Genomic DNA, 15,817 nt, shown 5'->3' with positions numbered 1-15,817 from the left:
ATAGATTCCCGTAAATGCTCATTAGCGTGCGTCGAATACAGGCGCTCTATAAGAGTCAACGATTTAGCACTCGCGGCCACCTCGTACCTTGACACTGAAGAGACAGTGAATTACTTTCGCAACAATTCACACAACTTCAAACACCACTTAATGCCTGCTCTCACGGACCTCCCCGTCTCCAAAGCGTTGATGATGCCCGAGACAAGCAAACTTGGTGACATCGCTTTTGTCTAGAGGCTACTTGGGAGTCCTTTCATGTCGATGCTCTGCCGCCGCTTCCCTGTCTTCATTTTTCTGCTGATCCTCTCTTCATACGCTTCTATAGTCTTCGCTCAAACCGTCACAGGCTCGATCCGCGGAACGATCGTCGACCAAAGCGGAGCCGTGGTATCCGGAGCGACCGTCGCCGCACGGGATGTAGCCACGGGCGTCATCAAAACAACCATCACGGATCGCAGCGGCACTTACAATCTGCAGACTCTTTCCATCGGCACTTATGTAGTCTCTGCGACCAAGCCAGGCTTCAGCGTCACCACGGATAAGCCCTTCTCGCTTGAAATCGATCAGATCGCCCGTGTTAACCTCAGCCTGGCCGTGGGGGAGGTAACGACATCGGTTGAGGTCACGGATAGCGGCTCGCTCCTGCAGACCGAAGACTCGACCCTTGGCACGACCATCACCGCCAACACGCTGGAGAACATGCCGCTCAGCGGCCAGAACTTCTCCTCGGCCACGCTCTTCGTGCCCGGCGCAGTCGACCCCACCTACAGCGCCATGGGCGGCGCCAACGGATCTGAACGCGATACCTCCGCCTCCACAATCCCGTCATTCAATGGCAATCGCCAGCAGACCAACAATTACATCCTGGATGGCGCGGACATCAACGAAGTCATCAACAACGTCATCGGCTATAACCCCGCACCGGAGGCCCTCCAGCAGATCCGCGTCATCACCGGCAACGCGAACGCCGAGTACGGCAACGTCAACGGTGGCGAGATCATCATGGTCACCAAGGGTGGCACAAACCATTTCCATGGCAGCCTTTACTCCTACTATGAAAATCAGGACCTGACCGCCAACCTCTGGAGCAACAACTACAACCACGTCGCGAAGGGTATCTTCCACCAAAACCAGTTCGGTGCCACCATCGGCGGTCCCATCCTGCATGACAAGCTCTTCTTCTTTGCGGACTTTGAAGGCTTCCGCAATACCGCGGCGGGCACCGGAATCGCCAGCGTTCCAACGGCAAGAATGCGGACCGGAGACTTCTCGGAGTTCCTCGGCGTGAACTCCACCGTGACGACGCACATTCAGTTGTTCAACGATCACAACGGTCTCTCTCCCGCCACCCCCTACGCAAACAATCAAATCCCGATCACCAACCCGGTTGCCAAATATCTCTTCGCTCACCCCGAGGTCTATCCTCTGCCCAACCGGGTAGGCGTAAACCCCACCACCTCGCCCGACTCGTCCAACTACCAGAGCAACACCAAGTCGGTGATCGTCAACAATCAGGGCGACGTCCGCGGCGACTACACCCTGGGCACCCATGACGCCATCAACGCCCGCTTCTCAATGGGCGACGCCTGGGACGCGACTCCCCAGCCTGTCCTCTTGATCACCTTCCCCGGCGGTAGCGAGTATCCCTTCGCTGGCGGCGTCATCAATGAGGTCCACACCTTTTCAAGTGCCCTCCAGAACGCATTCCGTGCCGGATTCTCCCGCATCGGCTGGCTGCAGGGCGAGCCCGTGGACGCGACAGGACAGTTCGGCCGCTCCGGCGACTCGATGCTTGGCCTTCCCTTCCCGAATCAACCCTACTCAGGCTTCAGCCAGGTCAACCTCTCCAGCGTAGAAAGCAACATTGGAACCCGTGGCGCAGCGACAACCTACCACGACAACATCTTCGACTACGGCGACGACGTCACCTGGCTGCGCGGCAAGCACATCCTCAAGTTCGGCGCACAGGCACTCCGCTACCAGGAAAATAACTTTTACCCCAGCGCAAACGGAGCAATGGGCCTCTTCTCCTACAACGGCACCTTCACCGCCGATACCTCGGCCGCCAGCACCGTCCCCACCGGCACCAAGGTTGCCGGCTACGGCTTTGCCGACTTCGTGCTCGACCAGTCGTCCTCGCAGGCCGTTGGCGGAGTCTCAGGCCCGGTCGGTCAGCGCCAGTATCGCCTCGCCTTCTACGCTCAGGATGACTGGAAGCTTCGCTCCAATCTCACCCTGAACATCGGCCTGCGGTATGGCTTTGACCAGCCCATCACCGAAGTGAACAACAAGCAAGTCAACGTGGACACCGATAACCCCTCCACCTGTCCCGTATGTCTCCAGTTCGCCGGACAAAACGGCAATAGCGAAGCCCTCTACAAGCCCTACTACAAAGAGTTCATGCCGCGCGTAGGCTTTGCCTATCAGCTCAATCCCGGCGTCGTCATCCGCGGAGGGTACGGCATCACCGATGATCTTGAAGGCACCGGAGCCAATCTCCGCATGTCGCAGAACGCACCGTTCATCTTCCAGTTCGCGAACACCAGCCTTACCCCCACGGCCACCTCAGGCGGAACGCCCGTGCCGGTTGAAAATGGCTTCGCCCAGGCACCTGGAAACGTGAGCGTAGCCAGCACCCGCTACCAGGCTTGGTCCCACAACCTGCGGCCGGCACTTATCCAGCAGTACAACTTGGCCAGCCAGGTGGAGTTGAACCACAAGACGACCTTCCAGATCGGCTACGTCGGCGAGGTCGGTCAGCACCTGATCGTCCCTGAGAACGTCAACCAGTACACCACCAACGGCGTCGCCTCCACCGCGCCTTACGCCAAGCTCGTAGGCACCGGCGGCCTCGTCTATCTCACCCAGTCGGAAGGCCTCTCCAACTACAACGCGATGCAGGTCACCATCCGCCAACGTGAAAGTCACGGCCTCGAGTACACCTTCAACTACACCTGGTCGAAGTCCATGACCAACAACCCCGGCTTCTACGGAGTCAGCGGAGTGGACGGAGCCAGCGTCTTCCCACAGAACATCTATAACCCCCACGGAGACTACGGCGTAGCCGCCACTGACTCCCGCAACGCCGTCAACTTCACCGCCGTCTACGCCCTTCCCTTCGGCCACGGTCGCGACTTCGGCGGCAACTGGAACCGCCTCGTCGATGGAGCGCTCGGCGGCTGGAAGATCTCCGGCGACGCCATCCTCTACTCCGGCTTCCCCATCACCATCATCGCCACCAATGTCGCCAACGCCAACAACGGCACAGCTCGCGCCAATCAGTATCTCCCCCTCATCATAAAGAACCGTACACTCACCAACTGGTTCGGCAATGACAAGTCCGCGCTGCCTTGCACCGGCGCCTCCAACGGCACCTGCGCCTACGGCCCGGGAACCAGCCTGCAGTTCGGCACCGCACACGTCAACACGGAGCGCGCACCCGGCTACCGCATCATTGACATGTCCGTCTTCAAGGAGTTCCGCACCTTCCGCGAGCAGGCTTTCGTCTTCCGCGCAGACGCCTTCAACGCCTTCAACATGGCAAGCTACGCAGCTCCCGGAAACTCCGTAAGTACCAGCACCTTCGGCCTCATCACCAGCACCTTGTCTCCTGCCCGGCAGTTCCAGTTTGCGGCTAAATACCGCTTCTAGTCTGCCTACGCTTAGTACGCGCTTCTGTTTCTTACCTGCAATCGCTGAAATGAAAACAGTCGTTACCCGTAACGGAGACCCAAGATGCAAAAGCCTGCTCACGTAAAGCTGCTCCAGGTCCTTGTCGCTGCCCTGTCGTCTCTCGCTGTTTTCCAGCCTGCTCTCGCCCAGACCGCGTCCGCGGACACGATCCAGGCCCTGAAGCTCGTAGCCCCGCGATCTGGTTGGCTGCTCGCCGATAACCGCCTCTTCTGGACAGACTCTCTCGGTGCCGAGTGGTCTGAAATCACGCTAACCCAGCCCAACGCACCTCTCGTCAGCGGAGCCTTTTTCTCGCAGCAGGGCGAAGGTTGGACCGTAGAATCCGCCGCTGACGGAACCGCCCTCACCATCGCCCACACACCAGACAAGGGCGCTCACTGGTCTTACTCCTCCATCGCCTCCCCCTTCACGGAGGCCTCAGTCTTCAACGGCATCTCTCATCCATTCTTCGCAGACAGCCGCAACGGTTGGATCTCGCTTTCGATCCAATCCAGCTCCGCCTTCCGCCGCGGCCTCCTGCTCCACACCACAGACGGCGGCCTCCACTGGACCCCCACTCCCAACCCACCCGTAGGCGCAGACCTCCTCTTCACGGACACCACCCACGGCTGGACCGGCCCCGGGCCCAACGGCGACGAACTCTTCGCCACCGCGGACGCAGGACAAACCTGGCACGCCTCCAATCTGCCCAAGCCCTCAGCCGCCTTAGCCCACACCAATAGCACCATCACCCTGCCCATCTTCACGGATGCCGCTCACGGTTCTCTCCTCCGCACCTACCTCGGCGATACCGGCACCACCGTCATCCGCTACGACACTACGGACGCCGGAGCCACATGGCAGCCCACCGTCCTGCCCGCCTCCACAACCTTCGCAACACTCGCGCCTCTCTCGCAAAGCCTCCCAACCATCGCCCTTTCGAAGCAAACCGGTCTCACCTCCACGCCAGCCACCCTCACGCCCCTGCATTCCAGCTTCAGCACGGAGGCAAACGGTTGGGTTCTCTTCTCCGCCGGCACATGCATCCCGCAGACCGGCGTCTGCACTCAATCCAGGTCCCTCATGGCCACGCAGGATGGCGGCCACACCTTCCTCTCGCTCGGCCGCATCCCCGGCCTTGAACTGGAGTCCACCCAGCAGACCAACGTTCCAAAGAAGATCTCATCAAGCGCCGCCGCGCCAACCCCCGCCTCATCGTTCCCCGTCACCGGCGTCCTCGGCTTCGACGCCTGCACCCTCCCCACCGTCGCGCAGCTTCAAACCTGGTGGACCGGCAGCCCATACAAGACCGTTGGAACCTATATCGGCGGCAATGAGTTCGCCTGCGCCAGTGGCCTCTCCAACCTCACTCCCGCTTACGTCTCAAGCGTCCTCACGCAAGGCTGGGAGATCGTTCCCATCTGGGTCGGACCGCAGGCACCCGGCGGAACCTTCACCTATAGCATCAGCACCACCCCCGCCACCGCAACCGCTCAGGGAGTAGCGGAGGCGGACTCGGCCGTAGCCCAGATGATCTCGCTCGGCATGAACCAGGGCTCCACCATCGCGTACGACATGGAGGCGTACTCCTACACAGTCGCCGCCAACGTCGCGACCACCCAGGCTTTCATCCAGGGATGGGATTCAGAGCTCCACGCCAAAGGCTATCTCGCCGCCGTCTACAGCGGCCACAATGAGTTCGACACCTGGACCGCCACCACGGTCACGCCTGCCATCGACACCATCTGGTTCACTTACTTCTTCAGCAGCGGCGTCACTTGCGGCACCACCTGCAATACCGTCTACCCCACCACCATCGATCTACCCGCCAACTACTGGCTCAACCACCACCGCTCCCGCCAGACCTCCAGCTCCTTCAACAGCACCTACGGAGGCCTCACCCTGAACATCGATGAGGACTACACAGACGCAGCCTTTGAAGTCGCCACCAACGTCGTCCTCACCGCCAAAAAGACTGGGGCAGGCTGCGGCACCATCGCCACCGCCACCATCAACAACTCGCTCGACACCAGCATCGATACCGCCATCTCCTGCGGAACCGGCTGCACCTCCGCCACCGCCAGCTTCGCCCCCACCGATACAGTGACGCTCACGGCCACACCCGCCACCAACTCCGTCTTCGCCAGTTGGTCTGGCTGCACCTCTGTCTCCGGCACCACTTGCACAGTCGCCACAACCGCTGCCATAACAGTCACTGCAACCTTCAACGCCGCCCCCACCTTCGCCCTCACCGTAGCCAAGGCAGGTACCGGCACGGGCACCGTCAAAAGCAGCGATAATTTCATCTCCTGCGGAACCACATGCTCGGCCTCGTACATCGCCGGCACCTCCGTAACCCTCACCGTGACCCCGGGCACGGGCTCCCTCTTTGGCAACTGGGCCGGTTGCACCAGCACCTCAGGCACGACCTGCAGCGTCACCACCGGAACCGCCGCATCCACAGTCACCGCAACCTTCAATCCGGCACCCACCTTCGCCGCCGCGCTCTCGACCACCACACTCGCCATCGTCGGCGGCCAGAGCGCAACCGACACCCTCACCATCAGCCCCCAGGTCGGCTACACCGGCACCTTCAGCCCGCTCGCCTGCTCCGGACTCCCCACCTCCGCCACCTGCACCTTCAGCCCCACCACCCTCACCGCAGCCGGGGATGGAGCCAAACTCACCTCGACCCTGACCATCACGACCATCCCTGTCTTCACAGCCTCCATCGCTGAGCCCACAAAGCTCGTCATGGCCGGCCTGCTCTTTCCCGCGCTGTTCCTCCCGTTTTGCTTCATCCGTCAATCGGCACAGAAGCTTCGGCGTTTTATCCTTCTGAGCATCTGCGTCCTGGCTCTTGGGGCATCGCAGTTCCTCACCGGCTGCACCCCCGGTAACCCGGCTCCGTACTCCACCGTCCCCCCAGGCGTTCCCTTCAGCGGCACCATCAACGTCACCATCACCAGCGCGACCGGCGTCACCTCCCTGCCCATCGCACTGACCATCACCAGCAAGTAGCCCTAGCGTATCGGTTGCAGGAAGCGAGTGGAAGCTCGTAAAACGCGCACCTCACGGCTCAGGCATCGCTCAACTCCGCCCCACAAGCCTCCGCATTACCCCGGGCGCAACGACGCGTCCGCACCCGGCACAACAATGATGGAGTTTAGGCAGGTCGCCCCAAATCAAACCGCCAGATGTCCCGGGCGCTTCGAGGTCACAGAAGTAAGTCCGGCGCCGCATAGAAGGCAGGCGGCCGTCAGCCACATACCCGGCCGAAAGCTATGGGTATGCTCCAAAATCATGCCCGTCAGGTAAGGCCCAAGAAAGCCCCCGATATTCCCGATAGAGTTGATCCCTGCAATCGCGAACGCGCGTTCCGCACCCATGCCGGCTGTCACCCAAGCCCAGAAGATCGGCATCCCAGCCAACACACCAATAGAGGTGATGGACAGACCCGCAACGGCAGGGAGCCACCCAGTTCCAACTCCCGCAAGAACAAGACCGGATGCCCCAACGATAAAAGCGAACGCCAACTGCATCTGGCCCCTGCCGCTTCGATCTGAAAACCGGCTCCAGAGAACCATCCCAAGACCACCAACCGCAAAGGGAATCGCCGTCTTCCACCCCAGCTCCGCCGCAGGAACGCCCCGATCATGAAGGATGCGAGGAATCCAGAAGCTGAGTTCATAGAGCCCAACCATCAGAAAGAAGTAGATGAGTCCGGAACGGAACAACGCAAACCATTGACCGAAGCTGAACGTCACTCCATCGCCGGATGGAGCAAGCGTCTCCTCACGCGCAATCGCATCTCCCAACGCCCGTGACTCATCCGTCGTAAGCCATGAAACCTCCTGCGGCCTGGCTGCTAAAAGGAAGGGCACGGCGCAGCCAAGAACGATAGCAGGACATCCCTCCATCAAAAACAGCCATTGCCAACCCTGCAGCCCGCCCCTTCCATTGAGCGAAAGAATCGCGGCTGAAAGTGGCGCTCCAATCACGTTGGACAAAGGAATGGACAAGGTAAAAAGCGCCATAAGACTCGCCCGCACTGAAGCTGGAAGCCACAGGGTCAGATAGAGGATCACTCCCGGAAAGAACCCCGCCTCCGCCGCGCCGATCATGAAACGCAGCACGATGTAAGTCGATGCAGTGTGAATGAAAGCCGTCGCGCAAGATAAGAGACCCAGGGCAACCATAATGATCCCGATCCAACGCCGCGCCCCGAAACGTTCCAGCATCAGATTGCTCGGCAGAGAAAAAACCAGATAGCCGATAAAAAACACACCCGCCGCCAGGCCGAAAGCACTCTCTCCAATACCAAGATCACGATTCATCGTGATCGAAGCGAAACTGACGTTCACCCGATCGAGAAACGCCGTGAAATAAAGCACGATCAGCAGCGGAATTACACGCAACGTAACTCGCCGATACAGCGCTTTCATCCCAGCCTCCGACCCGGCAAGTGGGTTCTGCTCCGTGCCGCACACGCGTGACACTACCATTGGAATCCTTAGGTGCGAGCTGTGTTGGATCGCGGACTCTTCGTCCGCTCCTGCCTGGCAACCGACTTGTTATAGCGTTCCAACGCCGCCTGCAAGTGTCCCTGCATAGCCGCGCGCGCGCCTTCGGCATCCTTGGCTTTAATCGCCTCGTAAATCGCCACATGCTCTTCAAGCGATAGCTTCACCGCGTTTGGAAGAAGCAGCACGGCGGAAAGACCCCGAACCAACTGACTTCTGATCATAGAGATCAGGTCGGAAAGCAGAAAATTCTCAGACATACCGGCAATCGCCACATGGAATGCCAAATCGAGAGCAGCGAAGCGTTTCGCATCCTTGATCGCCCCTCGCATCTCTTTGATCGACTTCTGCAAGCGCTGAAGATCTTCCTCGCGTCCCAGGCTGGCCACCTTCGCAACCGCAATGCCCTCGAGGGCCATGCGCACTTCAAGCAGATCTTCAATGTCATGCCGCTCGGTGATGAGTCGCCACTCGACGATCTTGCCCATGAACTTGACGCCGTCCACCGCCACCGTCGTACCCTCGCCAACCCGGGCATCTAATACGCCCATGATCGAAAGACAGCGCAACGCTTCACGCAGGGAAGAACGTCCAGCATTGAAATTTTTGCAGAGATCCCTCTCAGCCGGCAGCCGTTGTCCCGGCTTCAGATCCCCATTTGAGATCAGGTCCATGATCTGCTGCGCAATGTCCTCACTGATCGACACCTTGGTCACGGGACGTATCTTTGCCTGCATCGGCGTCAAAGCCGCAGTTGCCTCGCGCCTCTTCATCTTCGGCCCACCCTCCGGATGCAACGCTTTGCCTGTCGCGTTGACAATGGTATGACCATATGACACTCTTGGTCAAATGTATGCGGGAGGCACTACCAGAACATCGGTAGAGCGATGTTTTAACCATTCAAAACCACTGAGTTCTCTTTGAAGATGACTAAAAACTTATGTACCCGCAACTCCTACGCCAACGCCTCGTGAAGAACACTCTCAGCACAAACGCGCGACAAATCTTTTCGACAGCGCTTGAAGACTGCTCGGTGCAGCAGGCATTTTCCTTGAAACTCCGCGGAGAGATGACGCACGGCATCTGCGCCCTCCATCTCAAGGGCACGCTCGCATTCGACCTGACCCACATCACAAAAATCCTGATCGTCGCAATCGGCAAAGCAGCCCTTGCAATGCTGGATGCGTTCCTGCCAATTTGTCCAATACCCGCAGGATGCACTCTGGGTGGCGTCGTCATCGCGCCCTCTGCCGCGCTGCAGCCAAAGCCAGGCTTTTCTTACTTCACCGGCGGACACCCTTCGCCAAACCGTGAATCATTCACAGGAGCCCAGACTGCACTCGACCTCCTAGCTTCCGCGGCAAGCAAGGATCACGGACAGACCTTCTGCTTCTTCCTGATCAGCGGAGGTGCATCCGCAATGATGGAACTGCCCCTGGACCCTGACATCTCGCTTGACGACACCATAAGCTTCCACCAGGCACTAGTCGGCAGCGGCGCTTCCATCTCTGAAATCAACTGCATCCGGAAGCACTTCTCCGCAGTTAAGGGAGGTCGTCTTGCCTTGGCCGCAGGCAAGATGCGTCATCTTTCACTGCTTCTCTCGGATGTCCCAGCCGGCCAACTGGACGCTCTTTCCTCTGGCCCGACTCTTGCAGACTCAACGACCATCGAAGATTGCCGGAAAATCCTGCAGAAGTTCAGCTTACCCAGCCAATTCGCCCCCTCCGTGCAGAGCTTCTTTGCATCCTCTCAGCTACCGGAAACTCCAAAACCCGGTGACTTTCAGGAAAATATCTTCCTCCTACTCTCGTCAGAGGATCTGGAAGGTGCAGCTCGCCGACACGCAGAATACCTTGGTTTCACAACATTCATCGACAACACCTGCGATGACTGGGACTATCGCGACGCCGCGTACTATCTCCTCAATCGCATCCGGACCTTGCAGTTGCAGCACGGTCGCGTCTGCCTCCTCTCCGCCGGGGAGGTCACGGTCCAGATACCGACTTCTCCGGCAGGATTAGGGAGCAGTCAAGGCTCGGAAGCCCCTGGAATGGGTGGGCGCAATCTACACTTCACCCTCTATTGCGCCTCACGCCTCAAATCAGACGAGCGCATCACAATCCTCTCCGCCGGCTCAGATGGGATAGACGGAAACAGTGTCGCAGCCGGAGCTGTCGTCGATGCGTCGACCCTCGACGGGGTTCCAGATGAGGCCCTGCAAGCCCTCCAGAGCTTTGACTCTTTCCGCCTGCTCAATCGTCTTGGAGCGACCGTCTTCACCGGCCCAACCGGAAATAATCTTCGCGACCTCCGTATCCTCCTCGCCGATTCCACCGACTAAGACCCAGATTCAAGCAACACGTAAGACAGGCCAGAACCCCACGCAATTGAGGGAGCAAGGATTGCGTCTATTCGCGCCTGCAGCAGGCTAGGCGCTATCAATGGGAGTGGTCCAGTCCCCAAAAAAGATTCTCCGGGTCACTTGACGATGGTCAGACCATGTGACTAATATCCTCCCGTTCACTCCTCAGGTCCTCAGGCAGCCGTCAACGTTGGCCCCTCCTCCTGTCGCGACGAAAGGATCCACCATGAAACCTGCCGCTTTTTCATCACGTCAGACCTCGCACCCCAGCCAGCTCTCGACATCACTTCTCAACTCCCTTCCACAGCCCGCAAAGTCCAAGGGCTACAGGCTTCTCTTCGCGCTCGCCATCATCGCGACGCTATTCATCTCAGGCAGAGCTTCCGCTCAGGGCTTCGGAACGATCGTCGGAACCATCACGGACAGCACCGGCGCAGTCATCCCAAACGCCAACATCAAGGTCGTCAACGAAGGCACGAAGCTGACCCGTGAGGTCAAGGCCAATGACCAGGGCTACTACGTCATCCCCTCGCTCGATCCTTCGGTCTACACCGTCACCATTGAGGCGCCGGGGTTCAGCTCCTATAAGCAGAACAACGTCACGTTGCTCGCGGATCAGAGCCTCACCATCAGCGCCCCACTCACCATCGGCGGTGAAGCCCAAACCGTCTCCGTCGAATCGAACGCCGTTCAAGTCAACACCTCCACCTCCGTGCTCAATCAAGTCGTCGAGCAGAAGCGTATCGTCGATCTCCCCCTCAACGGCAGAAACGCCGTATCGCTCGCACTCCTTGTCCCCGGAGCAACCGTAGGCTCAAACTCCGGTATCGACCAAGGCATCACCAAGACCTTCCCGTCCGCCATCACCCTCTCCTTCAACGGCTCCCGTTCCAACCAGAGCAGCTATAACCTGGACGGCGTCAGCAACAACGACACCTACACCAACGTCAACATGCCCTTCCCCTTCCCGGACGCCCTCCAGGAGTTCAGCGTTCAGACCGCGAACTACAGCACTCGTTACGGTGGCAGCGCAGGCGCCGTCATCAACGCCATCACGAAGTCCGGCAATAACGGCTTCCACGGTGATGCATTCGAGTTCGTCCGCAACGCCGTCTTCAACGCCCGCAACTACTTCGCCACCACCCGCGATCAGCTCAAGCGCAACCAGTTCGGCGGGACCATCGGCGGTCCCATCATGATCCCTCATCTCTATGATGGTCGTGACAAGACCTTCTTCTTCTTCGGCTATCAGCAGACTGAAGTCCGCAACATCGTCAACGGCAACCAGGCCTTCGTCCCCACGGCTGCGGAGCTCAATGGAGACTTCTCCGCATACCTCAGCGCCACCAACCCCGCCAACCCGCTGGGCAAAGCCTATCAACTCGTCAACCCCATCACCAAGGCGCCGTACGTCAACAACCAGATCCCCGTCGCCTCCTTTGATAAGTCAGCGGTAGCCCTCACCAAGTACCTGCCGCTCGCCGGCGCGGACCAGAGCGGCCGCGTCCTCTACGGCCTCCCCTCCAAGCAGAGCTTCCATGAGTACATGGGACGCATTGATCATTCCATCGGCAGCAAGGATCGCATCTCCGCCCGCTACTACCTCAACAAGTTTAACAACGGCTCGTTCCTTGATCAGACCAACTACCTCAGTGAGGTCAGCCCCACCCAGAGCTACGCCCACAACGCCATCGTCTCGGACACCCACATCTTCACACCCAACATCCTCAATGATCTCCGCCTCTCCTATACCCGCGTCACCACCAACACCGGCCCACCCGCAGGCTCCGTCAACTACAATGATCTCGGCGTCAACATCTACCAGCCCGCCGGCACCAAGTTCCTCGGACAGGTCACCGTCACCGGCTACTTCGGCACCACCGGCACCAACCTCCCGCTCAAGATCTATCGCGATAACTACAACCTCGCGGATGACTTCACCGTCATTCACGGACGCCACTCTATCGTCTTCGGAGTAGCCGCGGTCCGCGGAACCGTTCTCCTCCGCGATGCCTTCCAGGCCGCCGGCAACTTCGGCTTCACCGCGGACAGCACCAATAACGCACTCGCAGGCTTCCTTCTCGGCAACGTCCGCACCTTCGTTCAGGCCGCCGGTGAGACCAAGGACAATCGCGATCATCCCATCGCCGTCTACGCCCAGGATGACTTCCACGCCACCCGCCGCCTCACTCTCAACATGGGTCTCCGCTGGGAGCCGTATCTCCCCTGGGTTGAGACCAAGGGCCGCGTAGAGCAGTTCCGCCCGGATAATTACGCCGCCGGCATCCGCTCCACCGTCTTCCCCAACGCACCCGCCGGCCTCATCTTCCCTGGCGACGCAGGCATGCCTTACAACGGCGTCAATCCTTCCTGGAACGTCTTCGCACCACGCTTCGGCTTCGCATACGATGTCTTCGGCAACGGCAAGACAGCCATCCGCGGTGCCATCGGCTCCTTCCATGATTCGCAGCAGGTTGGCATCGGCAATAATCGCTTTGTAGACGTCACTCCCTTCAGCCCAACCGTCAGCCTCACCACACCAGCCGGACCGTTTAGCAACCCATATCTCGGCATAACGAACCCATTCCCCGCATCTCCCGTCCCTTCGGCCAACACGGCCTTCACCGCTCCCGTGCTCGTCGTCACCTATAACCCCGCCAATAACTCCAAGCTCTTCGTTCCCACCACCTACGACTTCAACCTCACCGTAGAGCAGCAGCTCAAAGGTGGCTTCCTCGGCCGCATCAGCTACGTCGGCTCCCTCGCACGCCACGTCTATGAGAGCGTCGAGCTCAACCCCGCCATCTACACGCCGGGCAGCACGCTCGGCACGGATGCACGGCGAGGCTACAAAGGCTTCGGCAGCATCGCTGAGGTCAATGACGATGCCGTCAGCAACTACAACGGCGTCCAACTCTCCATCCAGCGCCGCTTTGAACACCTCACCGTCCTCGCCAACTACACCTTCTCCAAATCCCTTGACGACATCCCATACCTCCAGTCCAACACCAACGCCAGCGCGTCCAACAACTCCGCCCTCCCATACGGAACCATCAACCGCCACGCCTTTGACTACGGCTCATCAGACTTCGACCGTCGCCACATCGGTGTCCTCTCTTACGTCTATGACCTCCCCGGCGCATCACTCCACAACGCCCTGTTGAAAGAAGCCATCGGCGGCTGGCAGACCACCGGTATCCTCCGACTACAATCCGGAACCCCGTTCACCGTCATCGCCGGCTCGGATCGCTCCCAGACTGGCCTCAACTCGGATCGAGCAACCGTCGTCCCGGGAGTCCCTCAATACTCGAAGACCGGTTGCACCATCGCATCCGCCTGCGTCGGCTACCTCAATCAGGCTGCCTTCGCCATCCCCGCTCTCGGCAGCGCCGGCAACCTTGGCAAGAACAGCCTCTTTGGCCCCGGTGCCATCAACTGGGACGTAGGCCTCCTCAAGAACATCCCCCTCGGTAGCGACCGCTTCCGCCTCCAGTTCCACGCCGAGTTCTTCAACGTCATCAATAAAACCAACCTCAACAACCCGGTTGCATCCATCGCCACCGCCGGCTTCGGAACCGTCACCAGTTCCACCGATCCCAGAATCGGCCAGCTCGCCCTCAAGCTCAACTTCTAACCGCTGTAAACGCCACGAGGAAACACATCCCATGATGCTCACCAAGACCCTCACCAACAAAACCTGCCTGCTCTCCGGCCTCCTGCTCTCCACAGCCCTCATCGCGCAAGCCCAGACCGGCCTCAATGGCTATTGGGATCTACGCCTCCCAAACACAGACGGCAGCTTCCGCCACACCTATCTCGAACTCAATGCCTCGGGCGAAACCGTCTCCGGAAAACTCTTCGGCAGAAACGTCGGCGGCCAGGCAATCGAGGGCACCCTCAAAGCCGGCAAGATTCGCTTCGCCACAGTCCCGCCCCCACTCAAGCCCGGCTCACCTGCCTCAATCGGCTCAACGGTAACGCCCATCGTCTACGACGGCACCTTTGCCGATGGCAAGCTCACGCTGGAGTTCCACAGATACAACGGTGGCTCCGTCACTGGTGAAGCCATCCGCACCACACGCGAGGCCGCAGTCCCACCCGCACCGCTCCCCCTCCCCGCGCCCAAAGATATCCCGGACAACGGCCTCGTCCGCACCCCGCCTATGGGCTGGAACAGTTGGAACAAGTTCGCCGGCAAGATCACCGCGGACGACGTTAAAAGCATGGCCGACGCCATGGTCGCCACCGGCATGAACAAGGCCGGCTACCAGTACATCAACATAGACGACACCTGGGAAGCGGACCGCGCCGCCGACGGCACCATCCAGACCAACAACAAATTCCCTGACATGAAGGGCCTCGCAGACTACGTCCACTCCAAGGGCCTCAAGATCGGCATCTACTCCTCACCCGGAGGCAAAACCTGCGCCGGCTATGAAGGCAGCTTCGGCCATGAAGCCCAGGATGCCAAAACCTTCGCAGCCTGGGGCATCGACTACCTCAAGTACGATCTCTGCGGCGCACGCGCCATCTATGAGTCCACCCTGGAAAACGAGCGCGGCCTCTACCAGAAGATGGGTGAAGCCCTCTCCCAATCCAGCCATCCCATCGTCTACAGCCTCTGCCAGTACGGTGACGCCGATGTCTGGAAGTGGGGCTCAAAGGTCGGCGGAAACCTCTGGCGCACCACCGGAGATATCCGCGACACATGGGAGTCCATGGACAAGATCGGCTTCAGCCAGATCGCCATCTCCAGCTACACCCGCGCTGGCCACTGGAACGATCCAGACATGCTCGAGATCGGCAACGGCGGCATGACCCCAGACGAGTACCGCACCCACATGAGCCTCTGGTCCATGCTCGCCGCTCCCCTCATCGCCGGCAACGACCTCCGCTCCATGTCGCCCGAGACCTCATCCATCCTGCTCAACAAGGAGGTCATCGCCATCGATCAGGACAAAGCCGCCAAGCCCGTCCAGGCCCTCTCCACCAAGGGTAAAGTCGAAACGATCTGGCGTCCGATGGAAGACGGCTCCATCATCGTCGGCATCTACAACCGTGGCGACGCAGCCACTCCAGCCAACCTCCCCTGGAGCTCCCTGCCCGCCGGCTACGCCACAAAGCACGTCAGCGTAAGAGACCTCTGGAAGCATGAGGCCGTTCCCGCAAACGGCCCCGCCTACACCGCCTCCATCCCCCCGCACGGAGTAGCTCTCCTCAGAATTGGAGCAGCAAAGTAGTACATCATCGGAACCCA

7 protein-coding genes are annotated in these 15,817 nt (G+C 59.8%); 5 read left to right on the top strand and 2 right to left on the bottom strand.

The features are described from left to right. Window positions 1–255 precede the first annotated feature (255 nt). A complete protein-coding gene (locus ACIX9_RS20605; protein ID WP_013582134.1) occupies window positions 256–3,651 on the top strand; it encodes a TonB-dependent receptor in 3,396 nt (1,131 codons plus the stop codon). An 84-nt stretch (window positions 3,652–3,735) separates the two neighbouring features. Continuing rightward, window positions 3,736–6,693 (top strand): glycoside hydrolase domain-containing protein, encoded by a 2,958-nt coding sequence (locus ACIX9_RS27505; RefSeq protein ID WP_013582133.1) that lies wholly within the window; start codon window positions 3,736–3,738, stop codon window positions 6,691–6,693. 164 nt (window positions 6,694–6,857) lie between these two features. Here the strand turns inward: ACIX9_RS27505 and ACIX9_RS20595 are convergent, their stop codons facing one another. Next, window positions 6,858–8,117, bottom strand: a complete 1,260-nt coding sequence (locus ACIX9_RS20595; RefSeq protein ID WP_041598115.1) for an MFS transporter — start codon at window positions 8,115–8,117, stop codon at window positions 6,858–6,860. A gap of 68 nt (window positions 8,118–8,185) precedes the next feature. Continuing rightward, entirely contained in the window at window positions 8,186–8,968 is a 783-nt protein-coding gene (locus tag ACIX9_RS20590; protein ID WP_013582131.1) for a FadR/GntR family transcriptional regulator, read from the bottom strand. Between the two features lie 167 nt (window positions 8,969–9,135). Between ACIX9_RS20590 and ACIX9_RS24190 the strand changes: the two genes are divergently transcribed. The 3 genes from ACIX9_RS24190 (at window position 9,136) to ACIX9_RS20575 (ending at window position 15,800) form a co-directional block, all read left to right on the top strand. Beyond that, on the top strand, window positions 9,136–10,539 hold the full coding sequence (locus ACIX9_RS24190) for a glycerate kinase type-2 family protein (RefSeq protein WP_013582130.1): 1,404 nt from the start codon (window positions 9,136–9,138) through the stop codon (window positions 10,537–10,539). A gap of 247 nt (window positions 10,540–10,786) precedes the next feature. Next, entirely contained in the window at window positions 10,787–14,194 is a 3,408-nt protein-coding gene (locus ACIX9_RS20580) for a carboxypeptidase-like regulatory domain-containing protein (protein ID WP_013582129.1), read from the top strand. Between the two features lie 31 nt (window positions 14,195–14,225). Beyond that, on the top strand, window positions 14,226–15,800 hold the full coding sequence (locus ACIX9_RS20575; protein WP_013582128.1) for a glycoside hydrolase family 27 protein: 1,575 nt from the start codon (window positions 14,226–14,228) through the stop codon (window positions 15,798–15,800). Window positions 15,801–15,817 lie beyond the last annotated feature (17 nt).

It is taken from the genome of Granulicella tundricola MP5ACTX9 (assembly GCF_000178975.2).
GTDB classification, from domain to species: domain Bacteria; phylum Acidobacteriota; class Terriglobia; order Terriglobales; family Acidobacteriaceae; genus Edaphobacter; species Edaphobacter tundricola.
The sequence above is the reverse complement of the archived record's forward strand: the minus strand, read 5'-3'. Positions and strand labels throughout refer to the sequence as shown.